Source organism: Streptomyces poonensis, from assembly GCF_014650915.1.
GTDB classification, from domain to species: domain Bacteria; phylum Actinomycetota; class Actinomycetes; order Streptomycetales; family Streptomycetaceae; genus Streptomyces; species Streptomyces poonensis.
Genome location: NZ_BMVW01000006.1, coordinates 189,433 through 203,797 on the forward strand (window position 1 = coordinate 189,433; position 14,365 = coordinate 203,797).

Annotated in this window: 16 protein-coding genes; 8 read left to right on the forward strand and 8 right to left on the reverse strand. The window is 71.0% G+C overall.

The annotated features are described in order from the left end of the window. Positions 1-36: 36 nt before the first annotated feature. Both IE242_RS17735 and IE242_RS17740 read left to right on the forward strand, forming a co-directional pair. Positions 37-1,278, forward strand: coding sequence for a cytochrome P450 (locus IE242_RS17735; protein WP_189860269.1), 1,242 nt, complete (start codon positions 37-39; stop codon positions 1,276-1,278). A gap of 100 nt (positions 1,279-1,378) precedes the next feature. Further along, the gene (locus IE242_RS17740; protein WP_189860270.1) at positions 1,379-1,987 is read left to right on the forward strand and encodes a Uma2 family endonuclease; all 609 of its coding nucleotides are present in this window, start codon (positions 1,379-1,381) and stop codon (positions 1,985-1,987) included. A 43-nt stretch (positions 1,988-2,030) separates the two neighbouring features. On the opposite strand, the gene IE242_RS17745 is transcribed toward IE242_RS17740, so the two are convergent. Together IE242_RS17745 and IE242_RS17750 are read right to left on the reverse strand one after the other, a co-directional pair. Continuing rightward, the gene (locus IE242_RS17745; RefSeq protein ID WP_189860272.1) at positions 2,031-3,650 is read right to left on the reverse strand and encodes an ABC transporter permease; all 1,620 of its coding nucleotides are present in this window, start codon (positions 3,648-3,650) and stop codon (positions 2,031-2,033) included. Next, complete coding sequence (locus tag IE242_RS17750; RefSeq protein ID WP_189860274.1) at positions 3,647-4,573, reverse strand: ABC transporter ATP-binding protein; 927 nt, start codon at positions 4,571-4,573, stop codon at positions 3,647-3,649. Before IE242_RS17750 ends, IE242_RS17745 begins: the two co-directional genes overlap by 4 nt. Before the next feature lie 133 nt (positions 4,574-4,706). Here IE242_RS17750 and IE242_RS17755 point away from each other — a divergent pair, with 133 nt between their 5' ends. Beyond that, positions 4,707-5,267: a GbsR/MarR family transcriptional regulator gene (locus tag IE242_RS17755; RefSeq protein WP_189860276.1), complete on the forward strand. Its 561-nt coding sequence runs from the start codon at positions 4,707-4,709 to the stop codon at positions 5,265-5,267. Positions 5,268-5,270: 3 nt separating this feature from the next. On the opposite strand, the gene IE242_RS17760 is transcribed toward IE242_RS17755, so the two are convergent. Further along, positions 5,271-6,383, reverse strand: a complete 1,113-nt coding sequence (locus IE242_RS17760; RefSeq protein WP_189860278.1) for a diacylglycerol kinase family protein — start codon at positions 6,381-6,383, stop codon at positions 5,271-5,273. A gap of 142 nt (positions 6,384-6,525) precedes the next feature. Here IE242_RS17760 and IE242_RS17765 point away from each other — a divergent pair, with 142 nt between their 5' ends. Continuing rightward, positions 6,526-7,809: an adenylosuccinate synthase gene (locus IE242_RS17765; protein WP_189860280.1), complete on the forward strand. Its 1,284-nt coding sequence runs from the start codon at positions 6,526-6,528 to the stop codon at positions 7,807-7,809. 90 nt (positions 7,810-7,899) lie between these two features. On the opposite strand, the gene IE242_RS17770 is transcribed toward IE242_RS17765, so the two are convergent. Both IE242_RS17770 and IE242_RS17775 read right to left on the reverse strand, forming a co-directional pair. Then, complete coding sequence (locus IE242_RS17770; RefSeq protein ID WP_189860282.1) at positions 7,900-8,271, reverse strand: peptidase inhibitor family I36 protein; 372 nt, start codon at positions 8,269-8,271, stop codon at positions 7,900-7,902. A gap of 31 nt (positions 8,272-8,302) precedes the next feature. Further along, positions 8,303-8,809 carry a hypothetical protein gene (locus IE242_RS17775; RefSeq protein WP_373299530.1) on the reverse strand — a complete coding sequence of 169 codons (507 nt, stop codon included), beginning with the start codon at positions 8,807-8,809 and terminating at the stop codon, positions 8,303-8,305. Between the two features lie 218 nt (positions 8,810-9,027). Between IE242_RS17775 and IE242_RS17780 the strand changes: the two genes are divergently transcribed. From IE242_RS17780 to IE242_RS17795, 4 genes are all read left to right on the forward strand, one after another. After that, the gene (locus IE242_RS17780) at positions 9,028-9,879 is read left to right on the forward strand and encodes a Scr1 family TA system antitoxin-like transcriptional regulator (RefSeq protein WP_189860284.1); all 852 of its coding nucleotides are present in this window, start codon (positions 9,028-9,030) and stop codon (positions 9,877-9,879) included. A gap of 4 nt (positions 9,880-9,883) precedes the next feature. Beyond that, the gene (locus tag IE242_RS17785) at positions 9,884-10,108 is read left to right on the forward strand and encodes a DUF397 domain-containing protein (protein WP_229859060.1); all 225 of its coding nucleotides are present in this window, start codon (positions 9,884-9,886) and stop codon (positions 10,106-10,108) included. Positions 10,109-10,250: 142 nt separating this feature from the next. Then, positions 10,251-10,628: a hypothetical protein gene (locus IE242_RS17790; RefSeq protein WP_229859061.1), complete on the forward strand. Its 378-nt coding sequence runs from the start codon at positions 10,251-10,253 to the stop codon at positions 10,626-10,628. Further along, on the forward strand, positions 10,628-10,900 hold the full coding sequence (locus IE242_RS17795) for a hypothetical protein (protein WP_189860286.1): 273 nt from the start codon (positions 10,628-10,630) through the stop codon (positions 10,898-10,900). Before IE242_RS17790 ends, IE242_RS17795 begins: the two co-directional genes overlap by 1 nt. Before the next feature lie 251 nt (positions 10,901-11,151). On the opposite strand, the gene IE242_RS17800 is transcribed toward IE242_RS17795, so the two are convergent. The 3 genes from IE242_RS17800 to IE242_RS17810 form a co-directional block, all read right to left on the reverse strand. After that, positions 11,152-11,802, reverse strand: coding sequence for a putative DNA-mimic protein (locus tag IE242_RS17800; protein WP_189860288.1), 651 nt, complete (start codon positions 11,800-11,802; stop codon positions 11,152-11,154). 125 nt (positions 11,803-11,927) lie between these two features. Beyond that, entirely contained in the window at positions 11,928-12,644 is a 717-nt protein-coding gene (locus IE242_RS17805) for a GntR family transcriptional regulator (protein WP_189860290.1), read from the reverse strand. A 229-nt stretch (positions 12,645-12,873) separates the two neighbouring features. After that, entirely contained in the window at positions 12,874-14,256 is a 1,383-nt protein-coding gene (locus tag IE242_RS17810; RefSeq protein WP_189860292.1) for an aspartate aminotransferase family protein, read from the reverse strand. Between the last annotated feature and the right edge of the window lie 109 nt (positions 14,257-14,365).

Consider the following 14,365-nt stretch of genomic DNA (forward strand, 5'->3'; position numbering starts at 1 on the left):
TGGTCAGCGGCGGGGGTACCGGGCTAGCGTCCGTCCATGGCAGCCCGTGGCACCCGTAGCAGCGCATCCGCCCTCCCCTTCGATCCGTGGGATCCCGCGTTCGTGGCCGACCCGTACCCCGCCTTCGCCGAACTGCGGGCGCTGGGCCGGGTGCACTACTACGAGCCCAGCGACCAGTGGCTGGTGCCGCACCACGCGGATGTGTCGGCCCTGCTGCGGGACCGGCGGCTCGGCCGGACGTACCAGCACCGTTTCACGCACGAGGAGTTCGGGCGGACGGCACCGCCGCCGGAGCACGAGCCGTTCCACACCCTCAACGACCACGGGATGCTCGACCTGGAACCGCCGGACCACACGCGGATCCGGCGGCTGGTGTCGAAGGCGTTCACGCCCCGGACGGTGGAGCGGCTCGCGCCGTACGTCCACCGCCTGGCCGGCGAGCTGGTGGACCGCCTGGTCGAGGCCGGCGGCGGTGACCTGCTCACGGACGTCGCCGAACCGCTGCCGGTGGCCGTGATCGCTCAGATGCTGGGCATCCCGGAGTCCGACCGGGCGCCGCTCAGGCCGTGGTCGGCGGACATCTGCGGGATGTACGAGCTGAACCCGTCGGAGGAGACGGCGGCGAAGGCGGTGCGGGCGTCGGTCGAGTTCACGGAGTACCTGCGCGAACTGATCGCGGCCCGGCGCAAGGCACCGGGCGAGGATCTGGTCTCGGGCCTGATCGCGGCGCACGACGAGGACGACGACCGGCTCACCGAACAGGAGATGATCTCGACCTGTGTGCTGCTGCTGAACGCTGGCCACGAGGCGACGGTGAACGCCACGGTGAACGGCTGGTGGGCCCTGTTCCGCAACCCCGACCAGCTGGCGGCCCTGCGCGCGGACCACTCACTGGTCCCGACGGCGGTCGAGGAACTGCTGCGCTACGACACCCCGCTCCAGTTCTTCGAACGCTGGGTCCTGGACGACATCGAGATCGACGGCACGACGATCCCGCGCGGCGCGGAGATCGCCATGCTCTTCGGCTCGGCCAACCACGACCCGGCGGTGTTCACCGACCCCGGCCGTCTGGACCTCACCCGCAAGGACAACCCGCACATCTCCTTCAGTGCGGGCATCCACTACTGCATCGGCGCGCCCCTGGCCCGTATCGAGCTGGCCGCCTCGATGAAGGCCCTGCTGACGAAGGCCCCGGCCCTGACCCTGTCGGCGGAGCCGGAGCGGAGGCCGAACTTCGTGATGCGGGGGCTGAAGGGGCTGAGCGTCGGAGTCAGCTGAACGCCTGTGCTGATCACCCGTTCGACTGATCACCGGACGAAACCGATCGGCGACCTTCGGTAACGCGACAAGCTGGTGCCGGCCTGCGAAAGGAGGCACCATGACGGTCATGGCAGAGCGCGCGTTGTCGTCGTCCCAGTCGTCCCAGCTGTCGGTGGACGTGTTCGAGCGGATCGCCGAGTTTGCTGCTCACGAGGTCGAAACCGTCGGGTTCGAGTTCATCGACGGACGGATCGGGCTGACGAAGGTGACGAACGGCAACCACGGGGCGATCATCATGTGGCTGATCCGTCAGTGCATGCACGCCCGTCCCGAGCTGGACCTCAACCCGACCCAGGGGCTGAAGGTGGAGAGGTACCGCAGGGGCCGGGCACGGCCGGACGGCGTACTGGCGCCGGTCGACCATTTCGTGGGCCAGGGCGACTGGGCCGACCCGTACGGCGTCCTCATGGTCGTCGAGATCACGTCGTACGACTCCGACACGCACAGCCGCGACCGCGTCGAGAAGCCCCGTGCCTACGCCGAGGCGGGCATCCCCGTCTACCTGCTGATCGACCGCGACCAGCTCTCGGTCCTCGTGCACAGCGAGCCGGACCCGAAGGCCGGATACCGCGACATCCACACCGTTAAGCTCGGCGCCAAGGTCGCTCTCCCCGCCCCCGTCGGCATCGAGCTCGACACCGAGGACCTCAAGCAGTACATCGACTGAGGGCCCACCGAAGCCGCCACCCCGCGCCGCCACCGCCCCACCCTCACGTCAGCAGATCCCGCCTCCGCAACCCCGCCAGCCCCGCCGCCACCAGCACCACCGCCAGCCCCGTCAGCACTCCCACAGGACCCCACGTCATCGGCCCACCCGGCAACTCCGGAAGATGGCTGAAGGGGGACAGGTCCATCACGGCGCCGGGCAGGTTCAGTGCGGGCCCCAGCCACCCGATCAGCAGGGCCGCACCCGCCACGCCCCACGCCGCCGGGGCCGCCTGCGGCCACACCCCGTGGAGCAGGACGGCACAGCCGCCGATCACCCACACCGCCGGAAGCTGGACCAGACAGGCGCCGATGACCGCGCCGGAGCGCCCGCCGTACCCGGCCGCCAGGCCCAGGCCGCCGAGCAGCAGGAGCAGCACGGACCCGCCGAAGGCGATCACCAGATGCCCGCTCGCCCAGCGCAGCCGCCCGACCACGTTCGCCAGCACCGGCTCGGCCCGCTGCGAGGTCTCCTCCGTATGCTGCCGCAGCACGGACTGGACGATGTAGAGCGCGGCGACCATTCCGAGCATGCCGGCCATGCTGCCCAGGAACGCGTCGGTCAGCCCCGACCGCCCGCCCATCCGTTCGATGATCTCGCGGGTCCGCTCGTTGTCGCCGACCAGCTCGGTGGCGCCGCCCGTGATCCCGCCGAAGGCCACCCCGGCGGCGAGGAAGCCCAGCCCCCAGCCCAGCACACTGCCCCGCTGGAGCCGCCAGGCCAGCGCGCCCGCCGTACCGAGGCGGCCCGTCGCCGGGCCCGGCCGGGTGGGCAGGAAGCTCATGCCGATGTCGCGCCGCCCGGCCAGTCCGTACGCCACGGAGCCCTGCACCGCGATCGCCCCGACGAGCAGGAGCAGCACCCACCACCGCTCGTCCGCGTACGCACGCAGGTGCTCCAGCCAGCCGACCGGTGACGCCCACGTCAGGACGGACGAACCGTCGCTCTCCGCGGCGTCGCCCGCCGCCCGCAGCACGAACGCCGCGCCGAGCAGCCCCCCGGTCAGCCCCTTCGCCAGCCGCGCGCTCTGCGTCAGCTGCGCCGCGATCGCCGCCGCCGTCGCGAAGACCATCCCGACGCCGGCCGTCCCGAGCCCGAGCGCCAGCGCCCCGGACGGGCCCAGCCCCTGCCCGACGAGACCCCCGGTGATCAGCAGGGCGAGCGCCGCGTTCGCGACGAGCGCCGTCAGCAGTGCCGCCGTGAGCGGTGCCCGCCGCCCCACCATCGCCGACGACAACAGCTCCTGCCGCCCGCTCTCCTCCTCGTCCCGGGTGTGCCGTACGACGACGACGAGGCTGACGATCGCGGCGAACAGCCCCGCGTACACACCGATGCGCCACGCCACCAGCCCGCCGAGCGAGTCGCCGAACACCGGGCCGTACGTGGCGCGCAGCGAACTGTTGGCCAGCATCTGCCGCGCGACCTCGGCACGCTCGGCCGCCGTCCCGTACATGCTCTCCAGCGCGCCCGGCAGGGAGAGCACCGCCAGCGCGATGACGGCCACCCACACCGGGATCAGCACCCGGTCCCGGCGCAGCGCCAGCCGCACCAGGGCGCCGGTCCCGGCGAGCTGCCCGGCGCCTGACCTCCTCGGCGCGAACTCCGTCGCCGTCACCGCGGTCATCGCGTCCCCACCTCCACCGGGGTGGCCGGGAGGTCGTCCTGGTAGTGCCGCAGGAACAGCTCCTCGAGGGTCGGCGGGGTCGAGGTCAGCGACCGTACGCCGGAGTCGGTGAGCGAGCGCAGCACCGGGCCGAGCCGGTCCGTGTCCACCTGGAGCCGGACGCGCCCGCCGCGCACCTCGAGGCCATGGACGCCGGGCAGCCGGGACAGTCCGTCGGGCGTCCCGGCGAGTTCGGCGGTCACGCTCGTACGGGTCAGATGGCGCAGGTCGGCGAGCGAGCCGCTCTCCACGGTGCGGCCCCTGCGGATGATGCTGACCCGGTCGCACAGCTCCTCCACCTCGCTGAGGAGGTGCGAGGAGAGCAGGACGGTGCGGCCGCGGTCGCGCGCCTCGCCCACGCACCGCCGGAAGACCTCCTCCATCAGCGGGTCCAGGCCGGAGGTCGGCTCGTCCAGGATCAGCAGGTCGGCGTCGGAGGCGAAGGCGGCGACGAGGGCGACCTTCTGCCGGTTGCCCTTGGAGTAGGTGTGGCCCTTCTTGGTGGGGTCCAGCTCGAACCGCTCGAGCAGCTCGGCCCGCCGCGCCCGGTCGAGGCCCCCGCGCAGCCGCCCGTACAGGTCGATGACCTCGCCGCCGGAGAGGTTGCGCCACAGGGTGACGTCGCCGGGAACGTACGCGATACGGCGGTGCAGCTCGACCGCGTCCGCCCAGGGATCGCCGTCCAGCAGCCGTACGGCCCCCGCGTCGGCGCGGAGCAGGCCGAGCAGGATCCGGATGGCGGTGGACTTCCCGGCGCCGTTCGGCCCGAGGAAGCCGTGGACCTCACCGGTTCCGACGTGCAGGTCGAGACCGTCCAGTGCGTGTGTTCGCCCGAAGGACTTGTGCAGTCCGCACACGTCGATGGCGTGCCGTGCCGTGGTCATGCTTCTGAACGTACGGTACGTTCACAAATTTGTGAAGTTAAGGAACCGTATAAATAGACGTTAGACTCGACGGTGGCGCCGACAGTGGCGCAGACAGTGGCGCAGACGGCGACGGGAAGACGATCGGGTGACGATGGCGGACGGGCAGAACGTGAGCGAGTCGGTGACGGACCGGGCCCGGAGCGCGGCCACGGAAGCGGCCTCCGGCCGGGACTCCGAAGCCGTGTCACGTTTCGTCGAGCGGTTCGCCTCGCAGCTCGTCGAGGCGGGGATGCAGCGGATGCCCGCGCGGGTGTTCGCGGCGCTGCTCTCGTCCGACACCGGAGTCATGACCTCCGCGCAGCTCGGCGAGCAGCTCCGGATCAGCCCGGCCGCCGTCTCCGGCGCGGTGCGCTATCTCTCGCAGCAGCACATGGTCTCCCGGGAGCGCGAACCGGGCTCGCGCCGCGACCGGTACCGCGTGCACAGCGACCAGTGGTACGAGGCGGTGACGAACCGCGACGCCGTCCTCCGCCGCTGGGAGGACGCCCTGCGCGAGGGTGTCCAGCAGCTCGGCGCCGACACCCCGGCCGGCCGCCGGCTCGCCGAGACGCTCGCCTTCTTCGAGTTCCTCCAGGGCGAGATAGGCCGGCTGATGGAACGCTGGCGCGCCCACCGCGCGGAACTGTTCGGCGGGGGCCGGGCGGAGATCTGACGGTCACCCCGGCAGCGTGAGCCCCCAGGCCCCCTCCCGTACGGTCCACGTCCGGGTCCGGACGGGGCCGGCGACGACGGAGTCCGACGCGTACCGGAAATCCGCCCCCGACACGGTCACCCGCCGTCCGACGGCCCGCAGCGGAGCGGTCCCGGCACCCATCGACGCCGGCCGTGCCTCGACCTCCGCGGATCCGTCCCCGCCCGGCGTCACCGACACCGTCCGGACCGGCTGGTCGAGGTCGACGAGCAGGACCCCGTCGACCTCCACCCGCAGCCGTGACGGCACGCATTCCGCATGGTCCGCGGCCCGAGCCGGGCGCGAGCCGAAACTGAACGTCCGCAGCAGGAGCCGGCGGGTCCGCAGCCACGGGGACGGAGCCGTGACACCCGCGGAGCCCTTGCCGCCGCTCCCGGCCGCGATTCCGCCCCCTCCGGCACCCTCGGCGCTCCCGACGGTCCCGGACCCCACGGGACCCACCGCGTGCCCGCCTCCCGCGATCCCGCCGCAGGTCCTCCAGAACCCGCCGGCTCTTCCGCACCCTCCGGCCCCCGGTACCGCCCCGGAGACCGACGGCAGCGGCACCGACGGGATGCCCACCGCCCCCAGCACCACTCCGTCGCTGTCGTCCACCAGGAGATCCAGCCGCCGTTCGACACCGTCGAGCACGGCCCGCGCCGCGGCCACGGCGCCGGTGGGCACCCCCAGCGAACGCGCCAGCGACAGCCCTCCGGCACCCGCACCCGCACTTACAGCCGCATCCGTCCCGGAACCGCCGCCACCGACCGGCACGAGCGACAGCGCGCACGTGGCCAGTTCCCGCTGCCGGTGGAGCACCGAGACGGCGCGCAGCAGCGCGCGGTCGTCACCGATCACGACCGGCCGCCGGGACCCGCGCCTCTCCAGCGCCCGCGCGAACTCCTCGGGCCCCTCCGGGAGGCAGACCTTCGTGCTCGCCGCGCCCGCGCTGAGCACGTCCTTCGCGATCCGTACCGACTCTCCGTCCGTTCGCCGGGCGAGGGGGTCGATGACCACCAGGAGCTGGTCGGAAGTCGCCACCTCGGTCCTGCCTCGCTTCCTCGGGTAGCATCTTTGTGCAAGAGCCCCTTGCGCCATTTAGCCAGGGGCTTCGTCTATTCCGGGGCATCCGGGTCCGACGACGGAGGACGGCCGGGAACGGCCACCGTGTACGCGGCACACAGGGTGCCCCGTACGCCCCTGACGTTGGACATGCCCCGCCCGGAAGGGGTGTACGCGCGTGCCCGCACTTGTGCTGCTCGGTGCTCAGTGGGGTGACGAAGGCAAGGGGAAGGCCACCGACCTGCTCGGCGGATCGGTGGACTACGTGGTGCGCTACCAGGGCGGCAACAACGCCGGCCACACGGTAGTCGTGGGTGACCAGAAGTACGCCCTCCACCTCCTCCCTTCCGGAATCCTGTCCCCGGAGTGCACTCCGGTCATCGGAAACGGCGTCGTCGTCGACCCGTCGGTCCTGCTCTCCGAGCTGAGCGGACTCAACGAGCGCGGCGTCGACACCTCCAAGCTGCTCATCAGCGGCAACGCCCACATCATCACGCCGTACAACGTCACCGTCGACAAGGTGACGGAGCGCTTCCTCGGCAAGCGCAAGATCGGCACGACGGGCCGCGGCATCGGCCCGACGTACGCCGACAAGATCAACCGTGTGGGCATCCGCGTGCAGGACCTGTACGACGAGTCGATCCTGCAGCAGAAGGTCGAGGCGGCCCTCGACGTCAAGAACCAGCTGCTCACCAAGCTCTACAACCGCCGCGCCATCACCGCCGACCAGGTGGTCGAGGAGCTGCTCGGCTACGCGGAGCAGATCAAGCCGTACGTCGCCGACACGGTCCTGGTCCTGAACCAGGCGCTGGAGGAGGACAAGGTCGTCCTGTTCGAGGGCGGCCAGGGCACGCTCCTGGACATCGACCACGGCACGTACCCCTTCGTGACCTCGTCGAACCCGACCGCGGGCGGTGCCTGCACGGGCTCCGGCGTCGGCCCGACGAAGATCAGCCGTGTGATCGGCATCCTGAAGGCGTACACGACCCGCGTCGGCGCCGGCCCGTTCCCGACCGAGCTGTTCGACGAGGACGGCGAGGCGCTGCGCCGCATCGGCGGCGAGCGGGGCGTGACGACCGGCCGCGACCGCCGCTGCGGCTGGTTCGACGCGGTGATCGCCCGGTACGCGACCCGGGTCAACGGCCTGACGGACTTCTTCCTCACCAAGCTCGACGTCCTGACGGGCTGGGAGGAGATCCCGGTCTGTGTGGCGTACGAGATCGACGGCAAGCGCGTCGAGGAACTCCCCTACAGCCAGACGGACTTCCACCACGCGAAGCCCATCTACGAGACGCTCCCCGGCTGGTCCGAGGACATCACGAAGGCCAAGTCGTTCTCCGACCTGCCGAAGAACGCCCAGAACTACGTGAAGGCGCTGGAGGAGATGTCCGGCGCCCCGATCTCCGCGATCGGCGTGGGCCCGGGCCGGGACGAGACGATCGAGATCAACTCGTTCCTGTAGGCCGGCTGCAGGCCGCGCGGCGGTCGTACGACAGCAGTGAGGGGCGCCCCCCGTCCGGGGGGCGCCCCTCGTGCTTACGGGTCGCTCGGCCTAACAGCCCGTCGTCCATGTGTGAGAGCCACCGTCGTCGTTCGCGCCCCCGTCATAGGCGACCTCCTGGCCCGGGGCCAGGCAGAGGGTGACGCGGCCGGTGAGCTCGCGGCCCTCGTAGATCTTGACGTGGTCGGGGACGCCGGGGCCGGAGACACCGTGGTTGGCCCACGAGGAGTCCTGCTTGAACATGTCGCCCTCCCACCAGTGGTCGTCGCCGCTGTGCTCGATCTTCATGCCGTCGAAGTTGGCGTCCGTCCACACACAGAAGTAGCCGCTGCGGCAGTCGGCCGCCCCGGCGGCGGCCGAGGTGGCGAGGACGGCTCCGCCGGAGAGCAGGGTGGCGGTGAGGAGGGCGGTGATGCGGTTCATAGGTGTGTTCCTCTCTTGATTCTTGTTGTGGTCACTCGGTGGTGAGCAGCGGCCCGGCGGCCCGTACGGCGCGGGCCCGCATCCGGCGCCAGTCGGCCAGTTCGGCGCGGTGCCGGGCGCGGACCTCGGCGAGGGTGCGGTGGGTGTGGGCGGCCTCGGGACGCAGATTGCCGACGATCACCGAGGCCCGGAACCAGCGGCGTTGGTCGCCGTACAGCCGGCGTTGGGCGGCGGCGAGGCAGCCGTCGGTGTGGGCGCGGACGGTGTAACCGGTGGGGAGCCTGAGCGAGAGTTCCGCCTTGCCCGTGCCGAACAGCGCGTCCGCGAGGTGCTGTTGCTCGGCGGCGGAAGGTGAGCTCTGTCCGGGGCGCGGCGGAACAAGCCCCTGACGGGTGAGACAGGCGTCGGTGAGGCGCTGGGTGGCGGTCTTGATGAGGTCGTCGGGGGACGGGCGGGCTGCCGGACTCGTGGTCGTGCAGGCGGTCAGGAGGCCGGCGGTGGCCAGCAACGTGGCGGTGGCGAGGGCGATGTGGCGCACTGGGCGGTCCCGGGTCGTGGAGGCCGATGTGTGGGTGCGGTCGGGAGCGTGAACTCCCCACCGGCCGACGGGACCATGCGCCACACCGCTCGTTCAGGTGATCAGGGAGCCGACCCGGGGGTGGCGGGCAGGTCGTGAGCCATTGCAGTGCCTCCCGCGCTCGAGGCCGCGGCGGGAAGATACGGTCCCTGCGTGAGTCACGGCGAGAGGGCGGGTTGATGGCGGCCAGGAAGCCTCCGACCGAGCGGCAGCGGCGGTTGGGCACGGAGCTGCGGAAGATGCGTGAGCAGGTCGGCCTGTCACTGACCGAGGCGGCCGAGCTGCACCGAGTGGACAAGGCCACGATCAGCAACACGGAGTCGGCCCGGTTCGGTGTGAGCGCGGACCGCGTTCGAGTGTGGGCCACCAACTACGCCTGTCCGGACCGTGCGTACGTCGACGCGCTCGCGGACATGGCGAGGGAACGCGGCAAGAACTGGTGGGACGAGTACCGAGCCGTGCTCCCGGCTGTGCTCCTGGACCTGGCGGAGCTGGAGCGGCACGCGACGGCGCTGCGCACCGCACAGCTGACCCACATGCCGGGGCTCCTCCAGAACGAGGACTACGCGCGCGCCGTGTTCAAGGAGGCGGTGCCCGAACTCGGCGCTGACGACCTCGACCGCAAGGTCGAGTTCCGGGTCAGGCGGTGCTCCGTACTCGACGCGGCGGAGCCACCGTCGTGCACCTTCCTCATCCACGAGGCCGCGCTGCGCATGCTGTTCGGCGGCGCTCGGGTGATGAAGTCGCAGCTGGATCATCTGCTGGAGCAGTCGGAGCGCAGCAACGTGACCGTCAGAGTGCTCCCTTTCACCGTCGGCGGGTTCCCGAGCGCGGGAAGTTCCGCCATGTACGCCTGCGGCCCTGTCCAGCGGCTGGACACGGTTCAGTCGGACACTCCCCTGGGTTCACGGTTTCTCCATGCTGACACCCATCTCGCCAACTACCGCCTTGTTCTGGACCGTATGGAAGAGCGGGCGCTCGACCCTGACCGTTCGTGCGACCTCATACGTGAAGTCGGCAAACAACTCTGAGGGCATGACAGCAGTGGACATAGCGTGGCGTAAGTCCTCCTTCTCCGAGGACTCGGACGGCAATTGCATCGAACTCGCCCAGCATGGTGAGGGTGTGCTTATGCGGGAGAGTGATGCACCGGGTGCGGTGATGGCGGCCCACGCCCACGGGCTCCGCATGCTCATCGCCGCCGTCAAAGCCGGCACGGCCGACTCGACATGGGCTTGGCATATGCCATCTAAGCGTTGATGTCACTTCAATGTTGAGGTGGCGTGTATGTTGTGGCTGCACGTCTAGCTACAGCGTGTGATCGCACGGTTGCAGCGAAAACAGAGCCCCGGCGGTGTGTCCGCACCCCGGGGCATGGCCAACGCCGCAAAGGAGCGTCAGCATGGCCAACCCTATCCGGCATGCCCTGTACCGGGCACTCGTCCTTCTCCTCTCCCTCCTGATCCCCGCCACCGGACGTCGCCGTCGCCTTCACGGGCCGCGGCAGCTCGCACCGATGGCGCCACGCACCCTCTCCGGGCTGCGGCTGCTCATCCGCCGGACCGTCCCGCCCGGTCTCTTCTCCCCGGACAGGATGAAGGCCCCCGCACTCCTCGACGACCCGAGTCCCCTCGTACGCCCTTACCTCCTGGCCCACGAACGACGACAGCAACAGCAGGAACGCCGCGCCGCACTCGTGCTCGCGATGGACGGCATCGACGTGGGCCCGTGGGTGATCCACGGTCACCGCATCGGAACCCCGGCGGGGGTGGCTGCCTGATGAGCGCTCAGCAGGACGCCCGCGTACGAGTGAGCCGTGTGCCCGGGAAGCCGGTGCGGCGGGGCGAGGACGGGGCGATCGCCATCGAGCTGTGGCTGAGCCGCGGGGGAGTGTTCGACTCCGACGTCGCGCTGCACCTCACGCCTGCCGAGGCCGAGGTGCTGCACGCCCAGCTCTGTTACGCGCTCGAGGACGAGACGGTGGCACTCATCGTGCCCGAGGCGGAGTTGCCCGACTGCCGGAAGGGTGTCTCCGCGAGACGGCGGCTGTGAGCCGCTCGGGTATGTCGGTGGCCGGGTGACTACGGATCGGCCGGAGGTCGCCGTCTGCCGGGCCCCGGCCGGTGGACCTGTTGGTCTCCACCCGCAGCAGCGAGCCGTCGTCGAGTTCGATCGTGGTGATGGCTGTCATGGAGGGGCGGCCCTGTCCTGTGATGCCGACGATGCCGAGCGAGCATCACGTCACGAGGGCCAACCCACTTGATCACAAACGGACTTGGCGCGTCCGTGGGAAAGTCGTCCACTCAGCTGAACACGATCATCGACCCCTGCGCCAGACTCCGCGTCGCCGCCGCGTGCAGCCCCAGCCACACGTGGCGTTCGCGGGCGAACGGGCTGGGGTCGTACGGGGCGGGGACGGCCCGTTCCTCCAGTTCCGTGGGGGCGAGCGGAGGGGCGGGGGCCGCCGGAGGGTTCGCCGGGTCGATGCCGATCGACGGGGCCACGAACTCCAGTTCCCGCAGCAGTGTCTGGGAGGAGCCCAGCGGGCCGCCGCCGGCGAGGAGTTCGTCGTCGGAGAGGGGGTGCGGGAAGTCGACCGGAACGTACGCGCCCGCGTGGTCGTAGTGCCAGACCAGGTGGGACTGCTGGGCGGTCGACTCGAACATCTCCAGCAACTGCTCGTAGTCGCCGCCGAGTTCGTCGACCGGGGTCACCGGAAGGCCGCAGACCTGGAGCAGGTACGCCCGCCGCAGGAAGTGCAGCGCGTCGTAGTCGAAGACGGCGACCGGGGCCACCTCGCCGGACAGGCCCGGCATGTACTGGTACACCGGGACCGCGGGCAGTCCGGCCTCGTGGAGGACCTTGTTGTAGAGCGCGAGTTCCTCGGCGAAGGGGTTGTCGGGGGTGTGGCACAACACGTCGACGAGCGGGACCAGCCACAGGTCACAGGCCAAAGGAAGGCTCCTTGCGTAGCACAGTGGTGAGGAAAGGGTAAGGGCAGGGACCCGTCCGGGCGCCTTTCGTGCGTGTCTCTATACCCATACTCCGGCGGCCCGGGAACCAGGTCCGGCCGCGCGGTTCATCGGGCCGCCAGGCGTTCCACCATGGCGAGGCAGTCGGCGTTATGGGCGGCGACTATGCCGTGGGCGGCCCGGGTGTCGCCCCGCACCAGGGCGTCGACGAGTTCGGTGTGCTCGGCCCACAACTGCCCGCGCAGATCAGGGAGTCTGCGCAGATGCTGGACGGCGCACACCCAGCTCTGCACGCGCAGCCGGTGCAGGAAGTCGGCGAGGTAGGGGTTGCCGAACAGGTCGCTCAGCTCGCGCCAGAAGCGCAGGTCGTAGCCGATGAGGACGTTCAGGTCCCCGGCGGTGGCGGCGCGCCGGGCCTCCTCGCCGCGGCGGCGCACCGCGGCCAGGACGGCGGTCGTGCGGGGGTCGTCGTCGATCCGCTTGTCCCGGAAGATGCCGTCGATCACGATCCCGCGGGCCTCGATCATTTCCCGGTAGTCGTCGAGGGAGTACGCGTGGACCTCGAAGCCGCGGTGCTGCACGGCGTCCAGCAGCCCCTGCGCCGACAGGTCGACCAGGGCCTCGCGGACGGGGGTCGCGGACACCCCGTACTGGTCGGCGATCTCCTTGACCGTGAACTCCTGCCCCGGCTGGAGCCGGCCGGCCAGCACCTCGTCGCGGAGCGCGTCCGCGATCTGCTGGCGCAGGGTGCTACGGGTCACGGGGGTCACGGCGCCACCGCCGTTGCGGCTCGGGCGGCCGCCGCCGGTGCCGGTGCCGGGCATGCTCGGGGCCCTCTTCCTTCGCGTGCGGGTCTGTACGTTCTTCTGCGTACATTTCTACGAGCACGTCACCTTACGCGTTCACAAGTCGCTCACCGGCGTTCGAAAGTCACATCTTGGTGTTTGCGAGTCGCTCTCATGTGTGCGGAAGTGGTCGAAGAGCTGCCGGCCGGCCCGAAGAGCTGCCGGCCGGCGCGAAGGGAGCCGGCCGTGCCGTCACTCCGTCAATCCCTCACTCCGTGTACCCGTCCGCCACGGTCAGCGCCGCGTCCAGGGCCGCCAGCCCTTCCTTCGCCTCCTCCTCCGTGAGGGTGCACGGGGGCACGACGTGGGTGCGGTTCATGTTCACGAAGGGCCAGAGGCCGTTCTCCTTCGCGGCGGCGGCGAACGCGGCCATCGGCGCGGTGGCCTCACCGGACGCGTTGTAGGGGACCAGCGGCTCGCGGGTCTCCCGGTTCCGCACCAGGTCGAGCGCCCAGAACATGCCGACGCCGCGCACCTCGCCCACCGAGGGATGGCGGGCGGCCAGGTCGCGCAGCCCCGGCCCGATCACCCGAGCGCCGAGGCCGGCCGCGTTCTCGACGACGCCCTCCTCGGCCATCACGTTGATCGTGGCGACGGCCGCCGCGCAGGCCAGCGGGTGCCCGGAGTACGTCAGCCCGCCCGGGTACGGCCGCCGCGCGAAGGTCGCCGCGATCCGCTCGGAGATGGCGACGCCGCCCAGCGGCACGTATCCGGAGTTCACGCCCTTGGCGAAGGTCATCAGGTCCGGTACGACACCGAACAGGTCCGCCGCGAACCACGTACCGGTCCGCCCGAAGCCCGCCATCACCTCGTCGAGGACGAACACGATGCCGTGGCGGTCGCAGATCTCGCGGACACCGGCCAGGTATCCCGGCGGTGGCACCATGATCCCCGCCGTGCCCGGGATCGTCTCCAGGATGATCGCCGCGATGGTGTCCGGCCCCTCGAAGGCGATCGTCGTCTCCAGGTGCTCCAGCGCCCGGGCGCACTCCTGCTCCTCGGTCTCCGCGTAGAAGCGCGACCGGTACAGGAACGGCGCCCAGAAGCGCACGACGCCCGCCGACCCGCTGTCGGACGCCCAGCGGCGCGGATCACCGGTGATGTTGACGGCCTGCTGCGTACCGCCGTGGTACGAGCGGTACGCCGACAGGATCTTGGGGCGCCCGGTGTGCAGCCGCGCCATGCGCACGGCGTGCTCCACGGCGTCGGCACCGGCGTTGGTGAAGAAGATCTTGTCCAGGTCTCCGGGCGTGCGCTCGGCGATCAGCCGGGCCGCCTCCGACCGCGCCTCGATCGCGAACGCGGGCGCGAACGTCGTCATCCGCCCCGCCTGCTCCTGGATCGCGGCGACGACCTTCGGGTGCTGGTAGCCGATGTTCGTGAAGACGAGCCCGCTGGTGAAGTCCAGGTAGCGCCTGCCGTCGTAGTCCCAGAAGTACGAGCCCTCCGCGCCGGCCACGGCGAGCGGGTCGATGAGCTCCTGGGCGGACCAGGAGTGGAACACGTGCGCGCGGTCGGCGGCCTTCACGGCGGCCCCGGTCCCGGGATCCGGATGAGGGAGCTGCGGGGGCTGAGGGAGCTGAGGGATCATGCCGCGCAGCGTAGGCGCCGCGGGCCCGCCGCGACATGGGCGTCCTGTCTGCGCCCGGGCCGGGAACGCGACAGTGTGTCGGGCCGCCCGGCCGCCCGGCCGCCCGGCA